The following is a 17032-nucleotide window of genomic DNA, read 5'->3' on the forward strand; positions in this document are numbered from 1 at the left end:
TGGGCTCAGGGGTGAGGAAGTCTGTGACACAGGAGGTCGGCTGCTAGAGCCGACTGCGTTAGTTAGCGACGAACGAGCCGGTGACCCTGAACCGTTACGTGCGCTGCCTCGAGTGTTTCCATCCACCCCTTAAGCGTTCCGATGCGCTCTGGATGGTCATAGAGGCCGGCTTTCATCTCTGCCCGTGTTAGGCGCTCGTACCGAGTTCGATTTGGGTCGTCAGGGCCCAGGAACTCTTCTTTGCGGTGAAGGAGGGGCGGATTTTCCGAAGTGCTGTAATCCCGGAAGTCGACCGTGAGATTCCGGAGGTTGACCGTGATGGCAGACTGAAGCGTCGGATGAGGGTTCCGGTCGAAGTCGGGATAGCTCAGGTATGAAACTTGGGGTTCTGCTACCGAAAGCTTGATCATGTTGGAGCGCTCGACGGTACCAGCAAGCACCCGAGCGCACCCTTCATACACCTGGAGCATGGGTGGGATCTTGGCCATTGCGGACTGGTGCACGTAAAGCGCACTCGGCGTCTGTTTCCCGATTTTTGAACTTCGGGCGCTTACATAGAGCTTTGCTTGATCGCCGCAGGCGAGGAGCAGTCGATCCGCCTCTAGGCATGCTTCCCGATAGGCACCGAAGAGCGTTCGAACGTCGGCCGCCAAGGACCTGTCCAACTGGGAAAAACTAGGTCGGCGGCCGAATCGGGACAGCGCCACGTAGATTAGGAGTTCGGCTCGCCGTCGGGCAGATACCTGTTCCCAGTAATTGTCCGAGGTGACTTGCCGGATCAGGTGCTCGGCGCGGCCCCAAGCTACCCAATGCTTCCTCAAGGGACAGAAGTTCGTTTCGCTGTAGTTCGATTTTCCGAGGCGCGCGGGCGTGCGCTTGCATGAAGGACAGAAGGGGAACAAGCATGTCCTGATGCTCTTCATAGAGGACATGAGGGTCGATTGTGATGCGTGGCCGGTAGGTGTACACCCTCGAAGCCACGAATCTTTGTGCTGCTGCCCCGTCTCGGAACACGTAAAAGATCCCTGGGGCAGCAGCGTATGGTTTGACGGAGAGTGTCTGCTCGATCAAATTGGCTAGTTCCGCTTGTTCGTAAAACTTTTGGAATGTGCCTGTGCGTGTGATGATCCCGTCTCCAAAGGGGCGCCCCGCAAGGTCTCGGCCATCCCACGTCAATCGAGCGGACACCACAAGCAACCCCATTGCGAGAGCCCACGCGGAACGAAGCGTTTGGGCACGTTCTTCCTGATTCTCGATGACGTTCAGAACATAACCCAGGTTCACGACCTCGGCGGAGCATCGGTCAACATTCGGGCGGTGTACCGGATCCCATCCGTCAACGGCGTAACCGAGAGTTCGAAGGTGCCGGATGTCATCGCCCTTGCCGCATCCGTAGTCGAACACGGTGCGGTCAGGAATCAACAAGCCGTCTGCAAGAGCCATTGATATCGGCCGGGAGAGACCGGCGCGCCGGAGCGCCGTCTTGTGACGTGCTACGGGCGGCCCAATCATGTCGTAGCCGGCGGCTCATTCAGACCGATACTGGCCATTCCAGCAACATCAGCGGACCGGGGGTCTCCGACAAGGTAGCTGATGCCCCGGTGCAGATGAAGCCGGAACTGCTGGGCCAGCGTCTCCTCGTCTGATGGGAGCCCATCATTGTGGCAGCGGAGCTTCACTAGGGCCCACAGGACGTCGCCGAAGTCGCCCCCGAAAGTGCGCCAATTCATTTCGACGTTGCTGTCCAGGATGAGTCTGAGAGTCGGCGGGGCGGCAGATTCGGCAAGTGAACGGCAGAGGGCCCAGCGGCAAAGGACATTCCAGTGCTGAATTCCCGTGCGGCGCTTCAGCGTGATGAGCTGGTCCCTTGCTGTTTGCGACAAACGAATGTGTTCGATCGGCATTATTTCTCCCAGAAGTAACCGGTTTCGACACGCGTGGCATTTGCACCGGCGTCGAATTCGAGGTGATATGTGCGGCCAGTGTGCGGGGAGACGCGGGCGAAGGCCTCCTCGTCGATCTCGGTGTCGGTTGACAGCAGCACTACCTGATGACTGGCATTTGGGAAGTAGCGCTCCAGCAAATGCTCACGGTGGGATCCGTCGAGACGACCGAGCGGCGTATCAATTACCACCGGAAGCGGCTGTCCCGATGCGCGCGCCAGGCCCCAGAGGAGTGCCACCGCCAGAAGTTGCCGTTCCCCGGCAGAAAGGTCCTTGGCGGGAAGGGGCCGACCGTTTGCACCGGTAAGCGACACCTCATGTGTCTCAGGGTCTATCTGAACATCGGTGATGAGATTATCCTTGCGGAGCAGCATGCCGAGTGCCTCTAGGATTAACTGCGAAATGCGCTTGAGATGCCGGCGTGCTGCGGCAATGCGCAGATCCTCCAGCGTCGCGCGGACGCGTTCGACGTGCTCAACTAGCCGTCGATCGTCGTCGGCAGCCAGATTCACCGAGGCCGCCTTGTCCAGCGCAGCCTCGTAAGCCGTGCTGGCTTTGGCGCGGCCCGCGCGAGCGGACGCGACCACTTCGAGCGCAACCGCGTGGGTTGCCTCAGCTCGAAGGAACGCGTCGCGAGCATCCTCACGCTGCTGACGGAGTGGGGCAAGCGCTTCTGGATCGGGAATGGCGGCCAGGACTCGCTCAGCCTGGTCTAGCTCAGCCTTGAGTTCTTCCCTCCGATCGACAGCCGATTGTAGGCGTTTGCGTGCTTCCGGGAGGTTCGCCAGCACGGCTTCCAGCCCTGACGGATCGCGGAATCCGATGATTTCCTCGGCATCTGCGACGACGCGTCGCCCTTCTCGATCGCCCCTGAGGAACTGTTCGACCGCGACAACCGTTGCCGTCTCCACGTTGGTGCCTCGAAGTTCCTGGAGCACAGCAGTATCACGCGCTTCGAATGCCTCGACCATCAGTGCGTTGCGCTCGGCATCCGCTTCCCGGCGCACCTGGCCACCCAACTGGTCAAGGAGTCCATCGAGTTGCAGCAGGGGGGAAGCCCCTGAAAGCTCGTGCCGAATGTGCTCTTCACACTGCGCCAGACCGGAGCGCACGATGCCTGCAGCTGCTTCCGCCGATTCGCGTCGATCGAGAAGATCGCCTCCTGCAGCGCGGTACGCTTCGGTTGCTTCATGGAGGACCTTCTGCCGGCGCTCCATTTCGGTCCGTCGACCTGCCTCGGCTTGGACTGCAGCTTCCTCTGCCTGGCGGCTGGCGGTCAGTAGCTGGTTCTTCTCTTCGACGCTTTGACGCAGACCGTCAGGGACCTTCTCACCCCTGTGGCGACGTTTAAGGACAGTGAGGTCTGTGCTGAGTCGTTCCACAAGGTCCAGACCAAGTAGCGCGGCAAGGGCAGAGCTGAGCACTTGACGGGAACGGTCCATGTCGGCGAGGGCCTCGATCTGCTCGCCGTCAAAGAAGAAGAGGCCGGCAATACCTCGCGGGAGGAACGTCTCAACGTGCTCACTCCAAGTCGAGGTCAATGACTGGTCGTACCGGCCGTCGACTGAAACCAGAAGGAGTTCACGGATCGAGGCACCCGCGCTCTTCCAGCTGCGACGCAACGTATACCTGTGTTCTTCTCCTTCCTGATGTGCAGTGAAGGTAAGTTCGATGGCAGCGCCCTCACTCACAGGAACGCCACGGTGAACCAACCCCCGGAGGTAGTTTTCGTAGCCGCCGGCACGCCGTCCTGTGCCTTGCGCGAGTGATCCGTAGAGCGCCAACTGGATGGACTCCAGAAAGGTGGTCTTGCCGGCACCGTTCAGTCCGCCAATCAGTACGATCGGCTTGTCTGCCGAAGGTGGAGTTAGGTCAATGACGTGACGCCCGGCAAAGGTGCCTACGTTGTGTAGGACGAGTTCATTCAGAATCACGAGGCCGGCTCCGAGACGGCGCGCACGTAGCCATCGGCGATGTCGAGTGGGTCAGGGTCACCTGGTTCAGTATCCTGCTCAGAACGATCCATGGCGGTCTTGCGCTTCTGCGCCCGAAGTGTGGCGTCCTCTTCATCGTCATAGAAACCACGACGAAGAGCTTTTTCCAGCGACTCAAATAGACCAGCGCGCCGCACTTGGGAGCGGTGGCGCTGCTCAATGTCCAAAAGCTCACGCACTAGCTCGAAATGCAAGCGATCTTCCCCGACGACATGCTGCAGAGCCTCGATCATGTCGGATCCGAGAGGCAGATGCTCATCGAGCGGTTTGCCTGGATATGGCTGGCCAAGCGCGGCCTGATAGAGACCGGGAAGATGGTCCTCAAATTCGTGCTTGTCAACGACCCAAATCCGCCGGATCTCCTCGAGCTCAGCCAGGGTCACCAGCTCCAGCGAGCGTACGTATTCCGGCCCGTTCTCCTGTATCCAGGCCTGTGCTTCCAGTAACCGCCTTAACCAGTCCTCACGCGCGGACTGCTTGTAGGGTCCCGGGATCGGCCGGTCATGGAAAAGCTGCACCGAGCCGTTCATGCGGCGGAAGTCTCTGAGGTGGCGGTCATCGCTGATATCGAGGGCATTGCGGAGTTCCAGAAGGGGCAGCATCCACTCCTTCTCTTCGTCGTTTTGGATCATGGCTGCCATGGATTTGTCCTGCTCCACAAGCGTGCAGGTCCAGCAGCCGAAGCGGCTGTCACCACAGCTGGGCGTCGAGGAATCTACGACAAGCGGGCACTCAGCGTCGGCCGAGGCGCCCTGGTACATCGTCAGGAGTTCCTTATTGGAGTATCCCCAGGGATTGGGGGACTGCATGAGGAACGTCCAGACGTCATCGGTCGTCCAGTTCTCAACTGGCGAATAGACAAGGGAGTTAGGCAGGGAGGCGTTTGGGCTGAGAAGGTCACGGACCCTCCGGGACTCAAGGGCTGACATTCGAGCGTTTCGACCGGAACTCTCAGCCTTGCGGGTGCCGAGCACCAAAATAGCCTCACCGTGGGAGCGCACCATCTCGCGGATGAAGGAGTTCGAGGGCTTGATCTTCAGCCGTTCGGTGCACCAGCGGAATTTCGGGCGGGGCGCCGGGTAACCGCGACCAATGAGATTTACCCAAAAAGTGTCGGTCACGGCAGGCGTCAGTCGGTGCGGAGTTAAGGGAAGTTGGTGGGTGTCGGCAGCACTGGCCATGACTTCGAGTGAGTGAGTCACCCATGCGGCGACCACGGGATTCTCGACAAGAGTATCTGTACTAATGACATGCACTGGCTTTGTTCGCTGCTGTGGTTCCAAACCCTGCAGCGCGAGCCAGACGAGCTGGAGCGTCGCCGTGGAGTCCTTACCGCCGGAGTAGCCGACAACCCAAGGTACGCCGTCAGCTAGATACAGCTGTTGCGTCTGGGCCACAAGCGCATCGACGGTAGCGGCGAAACCGAGTTCATCGAAGGCAGACCGGGTCTTGGGACGGATCGGCAATTGGATTGTCGTCATTTCTCTCCTCGGGTAAAAGCATCCTCGGCGCGCTGTTCGTCAGGGGGCAACGGCATGCCAAGTGCGGTTCGAATGTACGCGGTGGTCAGTTCCACGTTGGTTCGGCTCTTGCTGACCTTGCCAGCGGTTGTCGCGCGGCCTTCCCAGGTACCGGCGTTGTTGCGGTGCCAGTCAATGATGCGCAGCTTCTCCAATCGCTCCTCCCAGGTGGACGGGATGGGGTTCTCGCGAAGCAACGTATTGCCAACCCGCCCCAATGCGTGCAGGGCGATGCTGTGGGTGTGGATGAAGTCTTGACGCACTTCACCAGCCGTGACTTCGCCGCGGTAGACCTGTTGCCACACTGGGAACTGACCAGCAACAAGGCGCCAGAAGTCGGCCGCGAGGTCGACTCGTTCAGTCAACGAGTCGGGTTTAACTTCATTGAGCAGGGCAGTCGTGGCGGTGTGCAGCGCGGAGAGTGTGAAGAGCTTTCGCGACCGCGGGGCCAGGTTGCTGCTCTCCATCTCCGTCAGGTCGCTGAGGAGGGGGTTCTGGGAGACCACAAGCCTTGAGATGGCCGCCATCGGATCACGATGGTCATAGAGCACGCCAATCGACTTTGCCGGACGAATCGCGTAGCGATTTAGGTCAGCGAACATCTGCTGACAACGGCTGAGACCGACGTCAATGAACATGACGATTGCGATTGTCTCGTCACCAAGAGCGGGATTTTCGGTCAAAGCCTGCTGAATGGCGGCGCGGCGGTGCTGCCCGTCGTTGATCACAAAGGTGGCTGACATAGGGATCGTAAGCGTGCCGACGCGCTCCGTGGGGCCGATATCTCCCGAGGGCGACTCGAACCGCACGTCGGCGTTCACCGAGGCGGTTAGCGCTGAGAAGATGTAACTGTCCGGGTTTTCCACAATGTAGCGAGCCATCTCGGGCACACGGGCTTTATTGAGGGAGCGCTGCGCACGCATCTCCGGAGGCAACTCCTCCTCGTTGTATAGGAAGAGGCGGGGGACGATCCGCAGCGGACACATCGTCACGTAGTACTCGTGCCCTGCCTGGATCCCACGAATGGCGGGAAAGACATACTCAAACTCGCCAGCTTTGGCGCTGGTGCCCGCACCGCCATGGGCGTCGGAGCGTGACCTCATTTGTGGCATGCTCTGATTTAATCATGTTTGGATCAATACATCCAAACAACACTCAACGTTAGTTCCAAACAATAGCCCGTACGCTGAGCTAGGCTACTAGACATGACCGAAGTGCCCAATTCCGATTTTCATGCCGATACACCCTTTCCACCACACGCGCCCGTCTACTTGGACTTTAACGCCACGTCACCCGTTGATCCTCGCGTTGCGGAAGAGGTCATGACCTACATGGCGCATGAGTTTGGCAATGCCGGTAGTAGGACGCATTCGTACGGGCAGCGGGCGAAAGAGCGCGTAAAACAGGCCCGCGCCGAAGTCGCAGCTGTGGTAGCAGCGCAGGTCGACGAGGTCTTCTTTACCAGCGGCGCCACCGAGAGCAACAACCTAGCCATCCTAGGGATGGCCGCGCACGGCGAGGACACCGGCAAGCGCCACATCATCTCGACGCAGATCGAGCACAAAGCGGTCCTAGAGCCTCTTGAGGTTCTCCAAGCGCGCGGATTTGACGTCGAACTGCTGCCACCGACGGACGGAGGCTGGGTATCACCCGAAGCAGTCGCCGCCGCACTTCGTCCTGATACGTTGCTTGTGTCCGTGATGGCTGTCAACAATGAAACCGGGGTCATCCAGCCGCTTCATGAGATCGCCGAGGTGTTGTCTGGTCACGACGCGTATTTTCACGTGGATGCTGCCCAGGCATTCGGCAAGCTGATTGAGCCCCTCCGGAATGCACGGATCGATCTCCTTGCGGTTTCTGGGCACAAGATCGGCGGTCCAAAGGGCATCGGTGCGCTCATTTGCCGGCGCCGGGGTTACACCCGAGCTCCCCTCAAACCGCTCATGTTCGGCGGTGGGCAGGAACGGGGCCTGCGCCCCGGAACCCTTCCTGTCGCTCTCATTGCAGGCATGGGTACAGCCTCGGCCCTGGCGTTGAATGAAACCGAGGACCGACTGCGAGTTGCCATGGAAATCAAGGAAAAACTCCTCGCAGCCCTGGCCCCACTAGGCGTCGAGCTCAATGGCGATGTGCATCGAACGGTTGCCAGCACCTTGAACGTATCTATTCCAGGCGTGGATTCTGAGGCGGCCATTGTGGCGCTCAAGGATGTGGTGGCGCTATCGAACGGATCGGCCTGCACTTCCCAAGCCTACGAACCGAGCCACGTACTAACGGCTGCGGGGTTCCCGCAGAGCCGCGTGGAAGGAGCCCTCCGGCTCTCCTGGGGACCGGGAACCACTCAGGTACCGTACGAAGAGATCGCACGACGGCTGCGCGGACTACAGAAGCGTTAGCAGGGGCGACAGCGTTTTCGCCATAGTTCCGGCCATGGGCACGCCGTGCTCCACCCGGCCGTGTACTGAACGAGTCACCTTGGATGCGTACGCGGATGCGACCGGGAGAACTAGAGGTTGGCCACGCCACGAGGCGAGCGACCACGTGGCTATGCGACACGAATGACTATCGCCTTACTGCCCACTGGGGCCTTCGCCGCGACCGCCGCGCCGGCTGCGTTACAGTTGTCTGCTGTTGCGCTGACGTGACCTAAAGACCAACCCCGGCTCCTATGGTCAAGGTAACTTCCACTCCCAAATTCTAGGCACTGGTTGGCTGCATCCCAGCAATGACCGGTGATGACGTGCTTCGTCTCTTTGGCCCCAGTTCCAAGACCGCCCAGAGCGGCGGCTCATGTGTTCATGGCAGGCAAATTTTGCCACCCTATCCTCGGTCTGCGAATACTCGGCTACGCGTTAGGCCGCGGCCGGGAGAAATGGAGCTTGCGTGTGCCAACTCGATGTTGATCGTGATAACGTCCGCCGCCGTCGAGTTGAGCTTACGTGCCAGCCAACATGCCCTTGAGACAGAGCAACGGTCAACGGGGTTAAAAATCGTCCGCGAACCATACGGGTAAGAAAGGACCCCGACGCGTTCCTGCAGTCGGCTTCAGCAGAGTAAGGGCTTGCTAAACCCGTCTTGGGGGCGTTGTCAGAAATTCGCCGTCTGAGGCTGTTCTGTCCCTTTATCGGGCCGAACCCGCGACGAAAACGGAGACCCGCGACGTGGACTACTCGAACGCCACCCATTCGGCTTCCTAACCGGAAAAGTGTTGACGAGTGGCTGGCACGCTTGGCAGGGTGACTTGGATTGGGAAAAGCCTAACTGGTGGCCCCATGCTTCCTGTGCCGCGCAGCGAGAACAGAGTCCCAGCCTGATGTAGTGACGCTTGTTGGCGTCGAATGTCCTGGCCTGTCGAAGACTCTCCGGGCGGCATCGGGTGTTGGAAGTTTTTCGGTTCAAAGCTCTGCCTTTTACTAGTTAGTGGATGTCGAGGACCGCCGGGGCCCACAGGATTGTGGAATCGTTGAGTACGCGGAGCTTGCTCCGCCCTCCGGGCTGCACGGCGCTCCGCATGCCTTCACCAGTCCACACAAAAGGCGCGCCATTGCTGGGGTAAGCTGCAGGGCTTGCTGCCCTGCACCCGCCGCCGAAGGCAATTCCTCGGAGGAGGTGGGTGGGGACCTGCGGCAGCCAGGGAACCGCCTCCACGGTCGGTGTTGTTGGAATGCCCCGGCGCGGCAGCGGTTTTACGCGGACGTGTCGTCGGGGCCTCAGCTGAGGCCCAACGAACTTTCCTGTAGGGGACAAAGAGTGTCGGTAGTTGATGGAGGTAGTTGTCATTCAGGTAGTCCTCCCTTGGGGTAGTCCTACCTGAGGTAGTTGAGCGGTGACGTAGTTAGGGGGCGCCTTTCTCGGGGTAGCCCTGGATTCGAAAAGTAGGGGTCGGCCGACCGTTATAAATGCATCCGACCTACGCAGATAATTTGTGGGTGGGTGACTTTGTTTCCTTGCGTAGCTCACGTGCTTTGCCAGACCTGCTCGCCGGCTTGCCAGCGAGGGGGCTCGTCGAACGTGAGCCCCTCGCTGTCGCCTCCGTCTATGTCGACTTGCCTGGATCTTCCGTTGGGGAATCCTGACAAGGCTCGGTGATCGTGTAGATGATCGAGTTGTTGTTGCGGCCATTCTTGAGGAGGTAGCCAGCAGCTTCAGCGCGAACCGTATGCCTTGAAATCACCGGCTTCGAAAGACCTGTGGCCTTGGCAAGCGTCGTCAGCGAGGGCCATGCGGTGCCATCGGTATTGTCCGCGTAACTGGCAAGTGCCCAGCAGACGGCCCGAGCGCCCGTGGGAAGGTCGGAATTCGCCACCGCCTTCAGATACTGCAACGGACGCGACGGCCTGCGGGGAATCGGCTCAGTCACGGTTCTCCTTCGGAAGTTGGATCTGCCACTTGCCCGACTGGTTATACATGTTGCCCTGGTGGCGCCTCAGGTACCCTGCCGCCTGAAGCTCACGAAGTTCCGAGTGCACGCGAGGGTCGCGCGGTTCGCGCCCGATGTCGCGGTTCAGGTGCTGCCAATCGGTGAGGGCAGCGCGACCAATGTTGACGGACTGCGACAGAGTATTGGCGACCAGCAATGCTTCGGCACTGATGGCGTTGTCGCCGTTGACCGCAGCGATCCAGTTGTCCAGGTATGGGTTCAGACCTTGGCCCGAAAGTTCTGTGACGCTGCGCTGAGACGTCGAATGCGGCTCGAATTCGGCCTCGCTGAGGCGCCGAGCCAGCATGGTGGCCTGCCACTCGTCATCGCTCACGCGATGGGGATGGGTCTTGCGACGCGGAATAGACACATTTACCTCCATTTATCGAAGTTGCGGGTTAGTGGATGAATCGGCGGTGCGGTGCCGCGCCGATGCGATCGAGGAAGCGGAAGCATTTAACCGGTTGTGTACAGTCGTCCGGCTTCTCGAAGATTCGTTGGGGTCACTGCCGGCACTCATGTGCCGCCATGTAGGCATCCAGAGCCGCCACCGAATACCGCACCAGCCCACCGATCTTGATGAACCGGGGCCCAATCTTTGTGTTGTTGGCGAGCCAATGCGGGGGCACGTTCAGGTAGCTGGCGGCCTGGGGGCGGGTGAGATAGATCGACCCTGGTTGGGTCTCATCGAAGGCCTTGTCGGATCTTTCCTTTTGCTGCGCCACACGGACTCCCCTCACGGTGATATACTTTCATTTAGAGTCGTCGTCTTTGAATGAGTCCAACTTAGCGGCTTCGGTCATACCCGTCAACCCTGAATCCAAGAAGGCAGCTATGATCAGATATTGTGTGATCATGAACTCTGATGCTGCGGGTCCTGCCCTTCGGAAACTCACCGAAAACTTTGTCCGCCTCATGCGCCACAACGCTGGGCCGCGCGATAAGTCCTTGGGATCGCTCGAAAAGATTTATGAGGGCTTTGTTCTTTTGGTATTGCCGGTTGACGGGTGGGCGGTGGGGCTGGGTGTTGAGTTCACCCCCAATGTCTGGAGGATGGCAGAGGTTATTTTGCTCCCGTTTCGGCCAGGCAGCGATCTTCCTCCGCTGGCAGACCACGACCTGAAGTTGTACGTGGATGCGGCTGTCCGGCGCGCACGGGATAGCCAGCAGGCAGCGGCAGACCAAGTCAAGAAGGTGAAGAGAAACGCGGCCTTCGTTCAGGGAAGGTTCGAGGCTTGGCGAGACAAGACTGCCACGAAGACGAATGTCGAGTACGCCGCTTTGGCTGCCAAATATGCAGAACAAATCAGGACGGGTAACTCGCGCCCAACGGCAACGCTCGCAGAACTTGTTGACATGTCGCCCGCCGTGATGGCGCAGCGGATAAAGGAAACGCGCCGGCGATCCCTTCTCACGCCCGGTGAGCAGGGGCGGGCTTCCGGATCGCTGACACCGCTCGGCGCCCTTTTGACCGATCCCGACTTCCCCGGATTCCGTCAGCTGCTAATGGCCGGGATGACGCAGAGTGAAATCGCCAATAAGTACGGCATTAGTGAGCAGTACGTGTGGCATGGCCTCCTGGAAGAACAAGATCCCTGGGTGGACAGGGTCCTCATCGTCGGGGATGAGCAGAAGGTGCTCAAAGATCCCAAGGGCAGGAACGGCTGGAGTAATAGCGATGGGCATACGTAAGCTGGATTGGGCGGTTACCTACTCGGCGGTTTCCGGGAAGCGGCTTCGGCACGAATACGAAACTGAAGCCAAGGCCCGGCAATTTGCCGAGGTCCAAACCAGCCGTGCAAGGGAGCTCGGTTTACAGCTGCCCGCTGTGTCCAAACTCAGGTCCCGTCGCTGGGAGGTTGGTTATCAGGACCCCCAAGGAAAGTGGAAGACCAAGCGGGTCGGGACAAAAGAGCAGGCTGAGGAATTCCACAAGGATCAGACCAGATCGGTGCGGTCGGGGAGCTATGTGGATCCCAAATTGGCGGCGGGTATGACGGTCGCCCAGTTGTATGGAGTCTGGATTGCCAGGATTGAGACTGTTGGGGCAACTGGCAGGCGCCCCGCCACGCCCAAAACCGTCCAAGGATACGAGTGGCTTTACCGCCGCATGATCGAGCCGTATTGGGGCCAATTTCCCCTGAGCAACATAACGTATGCGGGGGTTGCTGAGTGGACCCAATCCATGAAGGGCGTCGATGGCCGGATAGCCGGTCTCGACACGAGGGCTCGTGCGTCGAAGCAATTCTCCAGGATGCTGGACCATGGCGTTGGCGTCCGGGTCCTTGCTGCGAATCCGGCCAAGGATGCCAGTGGTGCGCGTGACTATGTGCCCCTGACAAAAACTGCCCGTAAGCCCGTCTACCTAACGCGTCCTCAGCTCGAGCGGTTGGCCGCATGCTCAGGGCGCCATGAACTCTTGGTCCGCTTTACTGGGCTCACGGGTTTGAGATGGGGCGAAGTCACCGCCTTGGTTATTGGCGATCTCGATCTCGGCCCCAAGCCTTACGTATCCGTGTCCAAGGGCCTACTCAGAAGTCAACGGTCAGCTGGTCTTGGGAGAGACCAAGGGTCATGAATCCCGCGAGGTGCCACTGCCGGGCTCCTTGGTGCGCAGCCTTGGTGACCTTGTTGAAGGAAAGCCCCCGAACGAATTGTTGTTCCCTTCCGCGCTGGGTTCGCCCATGAGGAACTCCAACTTTACAAGGCGACATTTCGAACCCGCGAGGAGCCTGGCGGCCGCAAGTGTCAACCGGGTCCAGTCTGCACTTGGAATCACGGAGACGAGGCGAGGGCTGGCCTACTTTGGGGACTTGACCTTGGCCACCTTGACCGGTTTTCAATACGATCTGGAGTTGCAATGCCAAGGCTCTGTCGACGCTCCCACCTGGCTCGCGTTGTCGTCGCAAACTGGGATTACGGATGAACTTCGTGCCGAACTGCGAAGGTCGTCAAGCATTGCGCTGGAGTACGGGGACATGGATTTCCGTCCGCCGGTATTCCACGACCTTCGACACACGGCCGTTAGCCTGTACCTTTCCGTAACCAAAAACGTTAAGCACGTCCAGCGCATTGCCGGACACAAGGACGCCACGACCACGCTGAATACTTATGCCGAGCTCTTTGAAGATGATTTCTTCACCGCGGCCAACGGGCTCGACCGCTTGGTTGCAGAATGACTCATTGAGCAGGGCTCTGGTAAACCCTTGGTAGCCAAGCAAAAAATCAGGGTAACTGCAGGGAATCTGCCCTGGAAAGCGTTCGACTGAAAATCGAAAGGTCACCGGATCGACGCCGGTCGGAGCCACCACTGGGAAGCATCAGTTCTTCGGAACTGATGCTTTTCTCCTTTAACGCATCGCCGCTTCCGGGGGTTGTTGCTTTGTGATCTTCACGACACCTAAGTTGATCCAAGGAATTTGGGTGTCCGCAGCCATGTCGGGTGCGTAAGCGTAGGCACCCCCAACGATGCCTACGCTTACGCCGCCGGGGCTTACGATTTCAGCTTCGGTTTCACATCCTTGTTGTAAATGCCTTCCAACGTTCCCTTCAGCTCGGTCAGCGTTGCTTGCACATCGGCCTTTTCATTCATGATCCTGGTGGCTGCCTTGGCCAGCTCCTGGTCTCCGCCGGGAAGGAACGTTCGGGCAAAGTCCTGGGTGCGGGTCTCTTTGAGCTGGTCTACGACAGTTTGGAATTCCGGTGTCTGGGCAACAATCGCCGAGATATCTGCCGCCTCGGCCACAGGAAGGTAGCCGGTTGCGGCAGACAGAGTGGACGTGCTCTGCGCGTTCGTCATGAACGTGACGAACTTGGCTGCTGCAAGCTGCCGTTCGGGCGACGTTTTGCTGGCGATCACCAAGCCGGAACCGCCCGTGGGACAAACCTGCGACGCCGCGGCCCGATCCGCCCGGCAAGAATCCGACGTCGATCCTCATGTTTGCTTCTTTCGCAGCCTTTAGGGTGGCGGCGAGGTCGGCGGACGAGCTGATCGTGGCGCTGATTGCACCGGCTTGAAGGTCGGTAATGGCGTTCTTGGAGGAGACCCCGGCCCAGCCATTCTTCACAATGGAGTCCTGCACCCACTGCATCGCGGCAATAGATTGGCTTGAATTCGCCGTAATCTCCCACTCCTTGGACCAGCCGCCGCCTTGGCCCCACAGGACGTTTTGCAGGGTCCAGCCGGCGTAACCTGCGATCGCCGGGTACTGGTAGGCGTTTTGGTATCCGGAAGCTGAAGCATTCGCCGACTTGATCCTGGGTGCCCACTCGGCGAACTCTTCCCAGGTTTTTGGCGCCCGCTCGGGAACTCCGGCCGCCTTGAAGTGGTCCTTATTGAAGTAGAACAACGGGGTTGAACGGGCGTAGGGGACTGCCCACAGCTGATCAGAATATTCGTAATCGGCGATCAAACCGGACTTGTAGTCGGAGGAGCTGACATTGACGGCTTTGAGAAGCGCATTAATCGGAAGGATGGCGCCTGAAACCGCGTATCGGAACCACCACACGTCCGACGCCACAACCACGTCCGGGACTTCGCTCCCGGCCTGGGAGGTTTGGAACTTTTGCGCCACTTCCTCGTAGTTTGAGCCTCCGGTGATGAGGTTGACTTTGATATCCGGATTGGCCGCTTGGAAGGCCTCTATCAGCTTCTGCTCCGTATCCCGGGACTTACCGGGATGGCTGGACATGAAACTGATGCTTGGGGCAGGTTTGATCTTGGACCAATCCTCCGGGGAGAGCGCCTTTGCGGATGTGCTTCCGGCATCAGTCGAGGGACCGCCACAGGCTGCAAGCGCGACGGCGGTGACTGAAGCACCAGCCAAGCCGAGGAAATGCTTCCGGGAAAGTGTTTTTGACATAGGGGAAGTGCCTTTCTAGTGATCGAGGTGCCCAAGCAACCTCGAAGGGTGGAGTTTTAGCCTGTAACCGAGCCCTGGGTGAGTCCGGAGACGATGTATCGCTGCAGTGCGGCAAAGATGAGCAAGATCGGTAGAAGGACGATCACCGCGCCGGCCATGAGCATGCCCCAGTTCTGGGTGCTGCCATCGCTGTTAACCAGCTGCGTTAGACCCACAGGAAGGGTCATCATGTCTGGATGGTCGGTGACGATCAGTGGCCAGATGTACTCGTTCCATTCAGAAACGATTGTCACCAAAGCCACGGTGGCGATGCTCGGCACGGACACCGGGACAACGATCTTCCAGAGCTTGCGCCAGTGGCCCGCTCCGTCGATTTCCGCCGATTCCAGGATTGCCGGCGGCAGTGTGAGGAAATGCTGCCGGAGGAGGAAAGTGCCAAACGCCGTTCCCAGGGCCTGGAAGGATAATTCCCCAATACGTGTTGAGCCCTCCCATGCCTGCGATCAAAACGTAGTTGGGAAGCACGGAAACCTGCGGCGGGACCATCAGCGCAACCAGAATCAGGAGGAAGATCACCCTCTTGAAGGGGAAACGGACAAACACGAGTGCGTAGGCCGTGAAGACTGCAAGTACGCACTTAATGGTGGATCCGATGACCGTGACGATCACGCTGTTGAGGAAGAATCGCGCGAAGGGCACGGTGGATGCTGCGTCTGCGTAGTTCTGAAAGCTGGGGCTCTTCGGCAGCCAGGTCAGGTTTGTTGTCACGATCTCGCCGGGCGCTTTGAGGGAAGACAACATCATCCATAGGAGGGGCACGAAGACAACCATGGTTGCCAGCAGAAGGGGGACGTAACCCCCGGCAATCGTCTTGCCAAGGTTTTGCCAGGAGAACGGGCGGTCACGACGTGGTGTGGCTTTAACGGTGTTGGTGCTCATGAGTAGTGAACCTTTCGCTCCACGAAGCGCAACTGCACGGCCGTCATGACGAGCAAGCCGGCGAACAGCACAACCGAGATGGCCGCGGAGTATCCGGCCCGGTTGTAGGAGCCGAATGCCTGAAGGTAGGAGTCAAAGATCAGCGTGCTGGTTCCGTTGCCGGATGGAGTCATGATGCGGATGATGTCGAACGCCTGCAGGGAGCTCAGCAGTGAGGTGATCAGGAGGAAGAAGGTGGTGGGGGAAAGAAGGGGAAGCACCACCGACGTGAAGCGCCTCAGGCTACTGGCACCATCCAACGCGGCAGCCTCCAGGAGCTGGGTGGGAATGGATTGCAGACCTGCCAGATACACCACTGCGCAATAGCCGAGGTTCTTCCACACGTACACGATGATGACCATGAGCAGCGCGAGCTTAGGATCGTTGACCCACTGGGGACTCGCCTGGCCAACTGTGCGGAGCATCCACGAAAGGACGCCGTACGTCGGATCGAAAATGAACAACCACACCAAGCCGACGCCTACGCCGGAAAGGACATAGGGCGCGAAAACCACTGCCCGGGCGAATGTTGTGCCCTTCAGCCTCTGGTTAAGAGCCAACGCCACCAGCAGGCCCAGCATCATCGCACCGCCAACGGTGGTGATCGTAAATATGGCTGTTACGCCCAGCACGCTTGAAGCGTCGGGGGAGGTAAAGAACTCCACATAGTTACCCAGTCCCACACTCGTTGCTGTGGCTGCCCCGAGCGTCCAGTCGAGGGTGGAATAGTAGAAGTTGGTAACCAGCGGACGGTATGTAAAGAGGAGGATGAGCAGGACATTGGGTGCCGCAAAAGCGGCAAAAACCCATGCGTCCTTGCGTGTTCTCCGGTTCCACCGTCGGTTCTTCGGGGTGCTTATTGGCGGTCTGTGGACCGGTGCCCTGCTGGTTTGCGCATCACTTGTACCTAATCTGCCCATGGAAAACCCTCACGTTGACCCCCTCGTCATCGCTGTCCGGGCGACTTAGCACTTGCAAAAAAGCATTTGTTTCAAATTTGACCTGACAACCTAACTTCAGGTCATGGTCAACCTACACACAAAGATGGCTGATCACAAGACCCGATTTGGCGAGGGTGGAAATAGGCTTCCCTGGCGTGTTACTGGGTATTTTCAGTCACAAATACTGGCTGAAAATACCATGCTAATACGTCCTTACAAAGTTCCTCGACCAACTTGCACGAATGTGCAGAAGCGTTGACTGGTACGTTCCATGGCTTGAAGAATTAGCTGGAGGACCGGCTCGCGTCGTGCCTACCTTGGGCTGCTTTTGCATGGAACATCCGTATCGGACTGGATCTTCCACAAAGAGGACA

Annotated in this window: 13 protein-coding genes and 3 pseudogenes; 4 read left to right on the plus strand and 12 right to left on the minus strand. The window is 59.1% G+C overall.

Translation table 11 applies throughout. From position 1 onward, the window contains the following. Positions 1–62: 62 nt before the first annotated feature. The 5 genes and pseudogenes from LDP01_RS24030 to dndB form a co-directional block, all read right to left on the minus strand. Positions 63–1512, minus strand: a pseudogene (locus LDP01_RS24030) (DNA phosphorothioation-associated putative methyltransferase). After that, entirely contained in the window at positions 1509–1904 is a 396-nt protein-coding gene (dndE, locus tag LDP01_RS20465; protein WP_224094969.1) for a DNA sulfur modification protein DndE, read from the minus strand. The pseudogene LDP01_RS24030 and the gene dndE overlap by 4 nt, the downstream one beginning before the upstream one ends. Next, positions 1904–3877 carry a DNA sulfur modification protein DndD gene (gene dndD / locus LDP01_RS20470; protein ID WP_224094971.1) on the minus strand — a complete coding sequence of 658 codons (1974 nt, stop codon included), beginning with the start codon at positions 3875–3877 and terminating at the stop codon, positions 1904–1906. Before dndD ends, dndE begins: the two co-directional genes overlap by 1 nt. Beyond that, positions 3874–5418: a DNA phosphorothioation system sulfurtransferase DndC gene (dndC, locus tag LDP01_RS20475; protein ID WP_224094973.1), complete on the minus strand. Its 1545-nt coding sequence runs from the start codon at positions 5416–5418 to the stop codon at positions 3874–3876. Before dndC ends, dndD begins: the two co-directional genes overlap by 4 nt. Next, complete coding sequence (gene dndB / locus LDP01_RS20480) at positions 5415–6560, minus strand: DNA sulfur modification protein DndB (RefSeq protein WP_224094976.1); 1146 nt, start codon at positions 6558–6560, stop codon at positions 5415–5417. The genes dndC and dndB overlap by 4 nt, the downstream gene beginning before the upstream one ends. Before the next feature lie 102 nt (positions 6561–6662). On the opposite strand from dndB, the gene dndA reads away from it, so the two are divergent. After that, positions 6663–7853 carry a cysteine desulfurase DndA gene (gene dndA, locus LDP01_RS20485; RefSeq protein WP_224094978.1) on the plus strand — a complete coding sequence of 397 codons (1191 nt, stop codon included), beginning with the start codon at positions 6663–6665 and terminating at the stop codon, positions 7851–7853. Positions 7854–9493: 1640 nt separating this feature from the next. Here the strand turns inward: dndA and LDP01_RS20490 are convergent. From LDP01_RS20490 to LDP01_RS20500, 3 genes are all read right to left on the minus strand, one after another. Continuing rightward, positions 9494–9817: a helix-turn-helix domain-containing protein gene (locus LDP01_RS20490; protein WP_224094979.1), complete on the minus strand. Its 324-nt coding sequence runs from the start codon at positions 9815–9817 to the stop codon at positions 9494–9496. Continuing rightward, entirely contained in the window at positions 9810–10247 is a 438-nt protein-coding gene (locus LDP01_RS20495) for a hypothetical protein (protein ID WP_224094980.1), read from the minus strand. The genes LDP01_RS20490 and LDP01_RS20495 overlap by 8 nt, the downstream gene beginning before the upstream one ends. Positions 10248–10380: 133 nt before the next feature. Beyond that, positions 10381–10602, minus strand: coding sequence for a helix-turn-helix domain-containing protein (locus LDP01_RS20500; RefSeq protein WP_224094981.1), 222 nt, complete (start codon positions 10600–10602; stop codon positions 10381–10383). Between the two features lie 130 nt (positions 10603–10732). On the opposite strand from LDP01_RS20500, the gene LDP01_RS20505 reads away from it, so the two are divergent. The 3 genes from LDP01_RS20505 to LDP01_RS20515 all read left to right on the plus strand — a co-directional run bounded on the left by LDP01_RS20505 (position 10733) and on the right by LDP01_RS20515 (position 13056). Beyond that, positions 10733–11569, plus strand: coding sequence for a hypothetical protein (locus LDP01_RS20505; RefSeq protein WP_224094982.1), 837 nt, complete (start codon positions 10733–10735; stop codon positions 11567–11569). After that, positions 11556–12455 (plus strand): site-specific integrase, encoded by a 900-nt coding sequence (locus tag LDP01_RS20510; protein WP_224094983.1) that lies wholly within the window; start codon positions 11556–11558, stop codon positions 12453–12455. The genes LDP01_RS20505 and LDP01_RS20510 overlap by 14 nt, the downstream gene beginning before the upstream one ends. A gap of 241 nt (positions 12456–12696) precedes the next feature. Continuing rightward, positions 12697–13056, plus strand: a complete 360-nt coding sequence (locus tag LDP01_RS20515; protein ID WP_224094984.1) for a tyrosine-type recombinase/integrase — start codon at positions 12697–12699, stop codon at positions 13054–13056. 314 nt (positions 13057–13370) lie between these two features. Here LDP01_RS20515 and LDP01_RS23815 read toward each other — a convergent pair whose 3' ends face one another. The 4 genes and pseudogenes from LDP01_RS23815 to LDP01_RS20530 all read right to left on the minus strand — a co-directional run bounded on the left by LDP01_RS23815 (position 13371) and on the right by LDP01_RS20530 (position 16637). Further along, positions 13371–13736: an extracellular solute-binding protein gene (locus LDP01_RS23815; RefSeq protein WP_346658950.1), complete on the minus strand. Its 366-nt coding sequence runs from the start codon at positions 13734–13736 to the stop codon at positions 13371–13373. Between the two features lie 91 nt (positions 13737–13827). Next, a pseudogene (locus LDP01_RS20520) lies at positions 13828–14739 on the minus strand (extracellular solute-binding protein); the annotation flags it as partial. A gap of 56 nt (positions 14740–14795) precedes the next feature. Further along, a pseudogene (locus LDP01_RS20525) lies at positions 14796–15678 on the minus strand (carbohydrate ABC transporter permease). Continuing rightward, positions 15675–16637, minus strand: a complete 963-nt coding sequence (locus tag LDP01_RS20530) for a carbohydrate ABC transporter permease (RefSeq protein ID WP_224094985.1) — start codon at positions 16635–16637, stop codon at positions 15675–15677. Before LDP01_RS20530 ends, LDP01_RS20525 begins: the two are co-directional and overlap by 4 nt. Between the last annotated feature and the right edge of the window lie 395 nt (positions 16638–17032).

Source organism: Arthrobacter sp. StoSoilB13, assembly GCF_019977255.1.
Taxonomy (GTDB): Bacteria; Actinomycetota; Actinomycetes; order Actinomycetales; family Micrococcaceae; genus Arthrobacter.